Consider the following 8,122-nt stretch of genomic DNA (forward strand, 5'->3'; position numbering starts at 1 on the left):
AGAGTTAGTTTTGTTAGAAGGCAGTAACGATATTCTGCGTTATCGCCAAACAAACCGCTAAGAATTGTGCCTCTTAACAAGCTGACCACCAGGCCTGGTGGTCAGCTTTATTTAGATATTGCAGTTATTACTTGAAGCTGCGGATTAATATTTACCTAATTCTAAAACTGTTTCAGCATGAATTTTAAGCTTATCATCTTTAAGCTGAGCGGCCTTAACCGTCACATAATAACTGTTATTTCGACCACCCGAACAAGGCGGCATATAGGCACCGGCTTTATCCCAGTTTGGATTACGATGTGCTTCAATCATAAAAAAGCCTTTTGGCAGTTCAAAACTATGACCGGATACCTGCGGCACCCAAGTTGAACCGGTTTGTTCATTGATGGCAAAACCAAATTTACCATGACCCCCGTTATCCATCGGCTGATGGCTGCGATCGCTGTATTCAAAAATTAAAACATTGGTATTCTCTGGAATTTCACTGATCATTAATGCCGGTGTTCTCGGGCCTTCGCCACCAAATTTTTGACACTGCATACCTTTAGGTACAGCTTTGCCATTCCAAGCCGGATCGGCTAATTCCGCCACAAACGCTTGCGTTGGTAAACTTAACATCAGGCCTAACGCACCGATTAACGCCGGTAAAGTTGCTTTTTTCACAGATCACTCCTTAGTTTTTATCTTTAATTAGGCGTATGCCTTATCAAATTCTACTCCTAACGTTTAGTTTAAGTAAAACAGATTGCTCGCTTTTTTTGCTGATCTGCTGTAAGCTTGGCGCTCTTTTTACCCCCGCGATTTGGTTTGGTTGTCAGATTCAGGTCGCACTTACTCTATGAGACTTGAATATGAAATTTACCGAGCTAGGTTTAGCCGAAACACTTGTGCGCGCTGTTAATGACGAAGGTTATACAACGCCTACCCCCATCCAACAACAAGCCATCCCTTTAGTATTAAAAGGTCACGACCTAATGGCCGCGGCGCAAACCGGTACGGGTAAAACCGCTGGTTTTACTTTGCCTATGTTGGAGCTTTTATCCAAAGGTGAGCGCCCAGAAGCGAACCAAGTACGCGCCTTAATACTGACACCAACACGTGAGTTAGCCGCGCAGGTTCACGAAAGTGTCGTTAACTATGGTCAACACATTAAAGCCAGTTCAACCGTAGTATTTGGCGGCGTTAGCATTAACCCTCAGATGATGAAATTACGCCGTGGTGTGGATGTGTTAGTCGCCACACCGGGTCGTTTGTTGGATTTATATCAGCAAAATGCGGTCAAATTCGACAAACTAGAAATTCTAGTTTTGGACGAAGCCGACCGCATGTTAGACATGGGCTTTATTCACGATTTAAAACGTATTGTGAAGGTGCTACCTAAAAAACGCCAAACCTTAATGTTTTCCGCGACCTTCTCAGGTCAAATCCGCGAGCTAGCGAAACAGTTTTTGAACCAGCCTTTAGAGGTATCGGTAGCGGCACCGAATGTCACCACCGAATTGGTTGAACAAACCGTAATTCCGGTGGATAAAGCACGCAAAACGGAATTGTTGATTCACCTAGTGGCCACCAATCAATGGCAACAGGTTTTGGCGTTTAGCAAAACCAAACACGGTGCAAACCGCATGACCGAAAAGCTGGCGCAAGCTGGCATTCCAGCGGCGGCTTTACACGGCAATAAAAGCCAGGGCGCTCGTACTAAAGCTTTGGCTGACTTTAAAGCCAATAAAGTTCGTGTATTAGTGGCCACCGATATTGCGGCTCGTGGCATCGACATTGATTTACTACCCCACGTCATCAACATTGATTTACCAAATGTGGCGGAAGATTATGTACACCGTATTGGTCGTACTGGTCGTGCCGGTTCAAAAGGTGAAGCCATATCGTTGGTGAGTGCGGATGAAGTTGAATTGTTAGCGGCGATTGAGCATTTAACTGGCAAGTTACTAACGCGTCGTTATGAAGATGGTTTTGAACCTAAGCATGAAGTACCGGCCACCTCGATGGATCGCAAACCAAAACGCCGCCCCGCAATGAATGGTGGCGGCAATAACCGAGGTGGACGCCCAGGTTCAGGTGGCAACAAACCCGCTGGTGCGGCTAAGCCTAAAACAACACGCTGGCCAAATCGTGATCGTGTGAACACACAATCACGCACCAAGTCAGACTCTTAAGCTTTTCAAGTTATTTCAGCTATCCCAGTTGTTGGGCGTTAATTAAAAAAGCGCATTAAGCGTTGCAAATTATCCGCGCCCAACAACTTATCTATATCGACCTGCCAATCTGGTTGCATAATCGAACCACTCAATTTCACCGGTATTGTCACCCCTTTCAAGATGGCTAAACCTTCGGGTGGCTGTTGATAAGTGAGCTGTAGTTCGGCTTCTAGTGTGGCATTAGGCAGGTGGACTTTACCAAATGCAACGGCATCAAATCGTTCACTTTTTAAGCTGGCTTGTTGTAAATGGTAGATCCCTTTAACCACTTGACCTGATAGACTTAGCTTTTCTAAACGCGTGGCATCGCCTTGCTGAATAGGCTGACCGATTAACAATCGATTTAAATCCACCCCAAGATAAGCACCATCGGCTAGATCCGTTCTAAACAAACCATTCATATTGTATTTAATCGCATCCAGATTGCTACCCGCTGTGCGCAGGTCAAAATGACTCGATAAAGTGCCTGTTAACAAATCGTAATTCGCCACATCACGCAAAAAAGCTTGCGCGTTTAGGCGATCTAGACGCCCTTTAAGCTGATAGTGTGGTGTGTCGCTGTTTACATCCACGCTAAACTGACTACGCCAACGACCGTCATACAAGTCGGCATCAAACGGTGCAATATCCATTTTGCCATATTGCGAGTTAAAGCCCATATGCACTTGTTGATAATGAGCTTGCCATATTTGTAACGCATCGATTTGTAACTGACCCTGAACCTGACTTTCACGCAATGTGGTGACCGGTACACCGATCGGTAAATAAACTAATTCAGACGTGACCTGATCGGCTTTAGGCGTTGAATCACCCGTCGTAACACTGGTTGTGTCGGTAGACGTTGTAACGGTGGCCGCATAAAAATCCATATTCAGCTGATCTAACGCCAACTCAAATTGATAACTGGGCTGAGCGCCGTGTTGAAAATTAAAGTAACCCTTCAGATCGGTTTTATCTAGGGTTAAGGCCATATCTTCTAACTGCCACTTTTGCGGGGTGAGCTGCCAATTAAAGCCGCCTTTTAATTGGCTTAAAGCTTGTTTATCGACAAACTCAGGATAAGGTAGCTTGAAATAGTTCAACCACTGACGCGGATTCAGATAATCCATATCAACTCGGCCATCTAAGTCCAACTTATCGCCGTAATGGCCGGAAAAGCTCAGGCTCATATCGGTATCTAGCGCTTTTAACCTGACCGACTCAATATCAATCGATTTGTCGACTTGACGCCAATTCAAACCACTCAGATCAAGTTGAATTTTTAACTCAGTACGATCCATGTCTTGCGGCCAAAATATGCTCACATCGGCATTTAACTTTTGTACCGACAGGGATTTCATGTCTTTGGCTACCGACATGTGGCCTTGTTGATCGACCTGAAAGCTTTGACCGGTGTGTTGATTTTTCAACTGGCCCTGCATTTGCAGATCAAACCCTTGGCCCAATTCAATATCAAACGCCATAAGTTCTATATTAGACAGTTCATAATGCTGGTTACGTGCTGGGTTACGCCAACTTACCAGACCATCATACAAAGTGACATTACTTAATTTAATATCAAAACGTTCAGCCATCTGCGCGCTTTGTTCTATGACTTTCTCAGGCGTGCTATTAACAGTTTGCCAATTCACGCGCTCAAAACGCGGTGCGGTTTCGGTGTTAGCCGATGCAAGATTTGCGCCCCAATTGGTTTTTCCCTGCTCGTCCACTTTCAAATGCAGGCGAGGTTCAAATAACTCCACCCCCAACAAATGCACTTTGGCTTGCAATAACAAGGCAGCTAACGATACCCGCAAGTTGATTTTTTCGAACGCCAGCAATGGTTCGTCACTGTCAAACTCAGCATAACCTAATTGGCTTTGACCTATTTTGAGCTGCAAAGGAATCACACTGGTTTCAATATCGCCTTCAATCCGCAGTTTATAGCCGGTTTTGACCGCAACTTCTTGCTCAATCATGGGTTTGTATTGGTTAAAGTCGATTAAACTCACCGCCCCAAAAAATGCCGCCAATACAAATACTGGCACCAGAAAAAACACCACCACTAAAATTTTGAGTCCACGATTAATTTTGTGTCTCATACATCACCTATTCCAAAAAAAGTTCGATCAATGAGTTTAAATATTTCTGACCTTGAGAAGTCAATTCTAGCTGATTTTCAGTTCGAATTATCCAATTTTCTTTTGCCATTTGTGCCAATTTATCCTCAATGAGGTCTAAGCTCAAACCGGTGCGCGCGTTAAATAAATCCAAATCAAAACCTTGTTGCAAGCGTAACGCATTTAACATGAATTCAAACGTCACTTCGTTTGCGGCGACTTTATGCCAACGCCCATAAGAAGGCGAACCACCAGGCCTGGTGGTTAAGTCCGCTGGTTTATCGAGTAAATGCACAAACGCCCCCGGCGAAGCCGGCATTTGCGAGCGCCAAATTTCAGCGCTTTGTGGCAGGGTCAATTTACCGTGTGCGCCGGCTCCCAAGCCGATGTAGTCGCCAAATGTCCAATAGTTCAAATTGTGGCGGCTTTGTTGGCCGGGCTTGGCATAAGCCGACACTTCATAGTGTTCATAACCCGCTTGCTTGAGTTGTTGTTGGCAGGCCAACTGCATATCCCAAGCCAAATCTTCATCTGGCAACACGGGCGGTTGACGATAAAACGGCGTATTAGGCTCAAGCGTTAATTGATAATGCGAGATATGATTGGGCTGGGCACTGAGCGCTTGCGCCACATCTTGACTGGCTTGTTCTAATGTTTGCCCCGGCAAGGCAAACATTAAATCTAAATTGAAATTATCAAACCCGGCCAACTTGGCCGCTTCAATCGCCGACCAGGCCTGGTGGTCGTTATGAATACGACCCAGCGCTTTTAAATGATCGGCATTGAAACTTTGAATGCCGATTGATAAACGGTTGATTCCCGCCTGACGAAAGCCGACAAACTTGGCTTCATCCACCGTACCGGGGTTGGCTTCTAACGTCATTTCTATATCCGAACCAAAGCCCAGCAAAGCACGCAGTTGCGACATCAACCAATCCAACCCTTCTACCGACATTAAGCTGGGTGTACCACCACCAAAAAAGATCGACTGAATCGGCCGCCCCCAAATCATCGGCAAGGTCGATTCTAACTGTTTCACCAAGGCTTGCAAATAAACCTGTTCTTGGGTGGCTAAATTGATGCCGGGTTTGAGGTCGTGCGAATTAAAATCGCAATAAGGGCACTTTTGCACACACCAGGGATAGTGAATATAAAGTGATAAAGGCAAAGGCTGGGTAAAGTGCATCATAAAATTAAGTTTTGCTCAGTTATTGCAAAGCACCAGGCCTGGTTAGGCGAGTTGCGTGACCAAAGCTTGTAACGCTTGGGCGCGATGGCTAATTTGATTTTTCAATTGCACGTCAATTTCAGCGGCGGTGCATTGGTAATCCGGCAAATAAAAAATCGGATCGTAACCAAACCCACCGTCGCCTTGTGGCTGGCGCAATAACTCACCTTGCCAACGCCCCAAACCAATCAAGGGCGTGGGGTCATTCGCATGGCGCACACACACCATCGCACAATAATAACTGGCTTGGCGTTGGTCATCCGCTACATCATGCATGGTTTCCAATAACTTATATAAGTTTTGCGTGTCCGTTGCGCCGACCCCCGCATAACGCGCCGAATAAATGCCCGGCTCGCCACTTAAAGCCGCCACTTCGATTCCTGAATCATCAGCAATCGCTGGTAAACCGGTTTTTTGTGAAGCGAAACGCGCTTTAATTAAGGCGTTTTCAATAAAACTCAAGCCGGTTTCTTCCGCCTGTTCACTAAAAAAACCACCTTGCGGGCGCACATCTTTATCCGGAAACAAGGCCAACAACTCTTTTAATTTGCCGGCGTTATTGGTGGCTAACACCAAAGTTTGCATGCTTAATCCTTTTGTTTAACCAACCACCAGGCCTGGTGGTTGGCTTGATTGGGGTCTTTTAAAAATCTTCGTTAGCTTTGTTTAATGGCTTGTTTTTGTTTTTCAATTAACTCAAAAATCGCCGCCTGCCCCATACTCATCATTTGATTCATTTGCGTTAAACTAAAAGGCGCGGCTTCGGCGGTGCCTTGCACTTCAATAAAATCGCCGGTTTCGGTCATCACCAAATTCATATCGGTATCGGCATTCGAATCTTCGGCATAATCCAAATCCACTACCACCTCCCCCTTGTAGACCCCCACCGAGACTGAGGCAATGTAATGCGCTAACGGGTTTTCGGTGAGTTTACCTTGTTCAATTAAGGTTTCCAGCGCCAAAACCAACGCAACAAAGCCGCCAGTAATAGAAGCGGTGCGGGTGCCACCATCGGCTTGGATGACATCGCAATCAATATAAATGGTGCGTTCGCCCAACTTTTTTAAATCCAACGCAGCACGTAATGAACGCCCAATTAAACGTTGAATTTCCAAAGTACGCCCACCTTGTTTACCCGCCGAGGCTTCACGGCGCATACGCGTATTGGTCGAACGCGGCAACATGCCATATTCCGCCGTTAACCAACCTTGGCCTTGGCCGCGTAAAAACGGCGGCACCGTATTTTCCACCGTAGCGGTACAAATCACTTTGGTATCGCCAAACTCAATCAGCACCGAACCTTCGGCGTGTTTGGTAAAGTTTTGGGTAATGCGAATGTCTCGTAAAGCTTGCAAATTTCTTCCGCTGGGTCGCATGAGTTTTCCTTGTGATTTATGAGCGCGCCCTTAAGTTGGACGCCTATATAGCTAAGCTGTAAAATGAGGCCATTATAAACCATCTAAGGTGATCTAAATGAAGAGTATGACGGCGTTTGCCAACACCAGCCACACCACCGAATGGGGGCAAATTCAGTGGGAAATCCGCGCCGTTAACCAACGTTATTTAGAACTCACTTTTCGTTTACCAGACGCTTATCGTTCACTCGAAATGCCATTGCGTGATTTGTGCAAACAGCAACTCGAACGGGGCAAGGTCGAGTTAGGATTAAAACTCGAATTGAATCAAGCACAACAGGATTTACCGATTGATGAAGCGCGGCTATCGCAACTCAATCAAGCCATTTGTCATATTCAACAACGCCTGCCAGAAGCGACCCAAATTAATCCGTTGGAAATACTACAATGGCCAGGCCTGCTGCAAACCCAGTCGTTCGATGTAGATCAAATCCAAACTGACCTGCTGGCAAGCTTTGAATTAGCCCTGCAACAACTGAATGAATCACGTCAACGCGAAGGCCAACAATTAGCGCAACTGATCCTTCAGCGCGTTGACGCGATACGGGAACAGCTTCATAGTCTAAACCCGATTCTGCCCAGTCTTGTACAAGACTACCAGCAGCGCCTGCGTGAACGTATTCAAGAGCTCAGCGAACAGCTCGATGAAAGCCGCTTAGCGATGGAGGTCGCAATCTTGGCGCAGAAAATTGATGTCGCTGAAGAACTGGATCGCATTCATACTCATCTTGACGAAGTGGTGCGTGTTGCCAACCAGCCAGGTGCAATTGGCCGACGTCTCGACTTTTTAATGCAAGAGCTTAATCGCGAATCTAACACTTTAGGCGCTAAATCGATTGATGCCCGCGTAACTCAAGTTAGTGTCGAATTAAAAGTGCTAATCGAACAAATGCGCGAACAAGTTCAAAATATTGTATAACTATTTGTACAGCTTTTTATAAACTGGTGTACAATTATGAAAAATAGATCTTATTACTATACAAATTATATGGTTATAATGTGTAAAACACTAGGGCACCTCGATTAACCCCTGCTTGATTCTGCGGGACTTAAAGGTCACTGATTCTAGGCGTGCGTCGCCGACCTTAGTCATTCTAAGGTCAAGGCGGACTACAACGAAGAACTTATAAGACAGTTCACTTTTCGCTACTAATTCTGGAGGGA

Annotated in this window: 7 protein-coding genes; 2 read left to right on the forward strand and 5 right to left on the reverse strand. The window is 45.7% G+C overall.

Features of this window, described 5'->3' with window-relative positions:
- Nucleotides 1-144: 144 nt before the first annotated feature.
- The gene (locus tag IBX48_RS09040; RefSeq protein WP_296833506.1) at nucleotides 145-663 is read right to left on the reverse strand and encodes a hypothetical protein; all 519 of its coding nucleotides are present in this window, start codon (nucleotides 661-663) and stop codon (nucleotides 145-147) included.
- A 188-nt stretch (nucleotides 664-851) separates the two neighbouring features.
- Here IBX48_RS09040 and IBX48_RS09045 point away from each other — a divergent pair, with 188 nt between their 5' ends.
- A complete protein-coding gene (locus IBX48_RS09045) occupies nucleotides 852-2,174 on the forward strand; it encodes a DEAD/DEAH box helicase (protein WP_296833508.1) in 1,323 nt (440 codons plus the stop codon).
- Between the two features lie 38 nt (nucleotides 2,175-2,212).
- Here the strand turns inward: IBX48_RS09045 and IBX48_RS09050 are convergent, their stop codons facing one another.
- From IBX48_RS09050 to rph, 4 genes are all read right to left on the reverse strand, one after another.
- The gene (locus tag IBX48_RS09050) at nucleotides 2,213-4,297 is read right to left on the reverse strand and encodes an AsmA family protein (protein ID WP_296833511.1); all 2,085 of its coding nucleotides are present in this window, start codon (nucleotides 4,295-4,297) and stop codon (nucleotides 2,213-2,215) included.
- Between the two features lie 7 nt (nucleotides 4,298-4,304).
- Nucleotides 4,305-5,504: a radical SAM family heme chaperone HemW gene (gene hemW, locus IBX48_RS09055; protein WP_296833514.1), complete on the reverse strand. Its 1,200-nt coding sequence runs from the start codon at nucleotides 5,502-5,504 to the stop codon at nucleotides 4,305-4,307.
- A 42-nt stretch (nucleotides 5,505-5,546) separates the two neighbouring features.
- On the reverse strand, nucleotides 5,547-6,128 hold the full coding sequence (rdgB, locus tag IBX48_RS09060; protein WP_296833517.1) for an RdgB/HAM1 family non-canonical purine NTP pyrophosphatase: 582 nt from the start codon (nucleotides 6,126-6,128) through the stop codon (nucleotides 5,547-5,549).
- A gap of 71 nt (nucleotides 6,129-6,199) precedes the next feature.
- Complete coding sequence (rph, locus tag IBX48_RS09065) at nucleotides 6,200-6,919, reverse strand: ribonuclease PH (RefSeq protein ID WP_296833520.1); 720 nt, start codon at nucleotides 6,917-6,919, stop codon at nucleotides 6,200-6,202.
- A gap of 97 nt (nucleotides 6,920-7,016) precedes the next feature.
- On the opposite strand from rph, the gene IBX48_RS09070 reads away from it, so the two are divergent.
- Nucleotides 7,017-7,877, forward strand: coding sequence for a YicC/YloC family endoribonuclease (locus IBX48_RS09070; protein ID WP_296833523.1), 861 nt, complete (start codon nucleotides 7,017-7,019; stop codon nucleotides 7,875-7,877).
- Nucleotides 7,878-8,122: the final 245 nt, after the last annotated feature.

The organism is Thiomicrospira sp., from assembly GCF_014859555.1.
GTDB lineage: Bacteria > Pseudomonadota > Gammaproteobacteria > Thiomicrospirales > Thiomicrospiraceae > Thiomicrospira.

Excerpts from the sequence above, each read along its gene's own strand:
- IBX48_RS09045 (WP_296833508.1), top strand. The coding sequence starts at position 852 with ATGAAATTTACCGAGCTAGGTTTAGCCGAAACACTTGTGCGCGCTGTT.
- IBX48_RS09050 (WP_296833511.1), bottom strand. The coding sequence starts at position 4,297 with ATGAGACACAAAATTAATCGTGGACTCAAAATTTTAGTGGTGGTGTTT.
- hemW (WP_296833514.1), bottom strand. The coding sequence starts at position 5,504 with ATGATGCACTTTACCCAGCCTTTGCCTTTATCACTTTATATTCACTAT.
- rdgB (WP_296833517.1), bottom strand. The coding sequence starts at position 6,128 with ATGCAAACTTTGGTGTTAGCCACCAATAACGCCGGCAAATTAAAAGAG.
- rph (WP_296833520.1), bottom strand. The coding sequence starts at position 6,919 with ATGCGACCCAGCGGAAGAAATTTGCAAGCTTTACGAGACATTCGCATT.
- IBX48_RS09070 (WP_296833523.1), top strand. The coding sequence starts at position 7,017 with ATGAAGAGTATGACGGCGTTTGCCAACACCAGCCACACCACCGAATGG.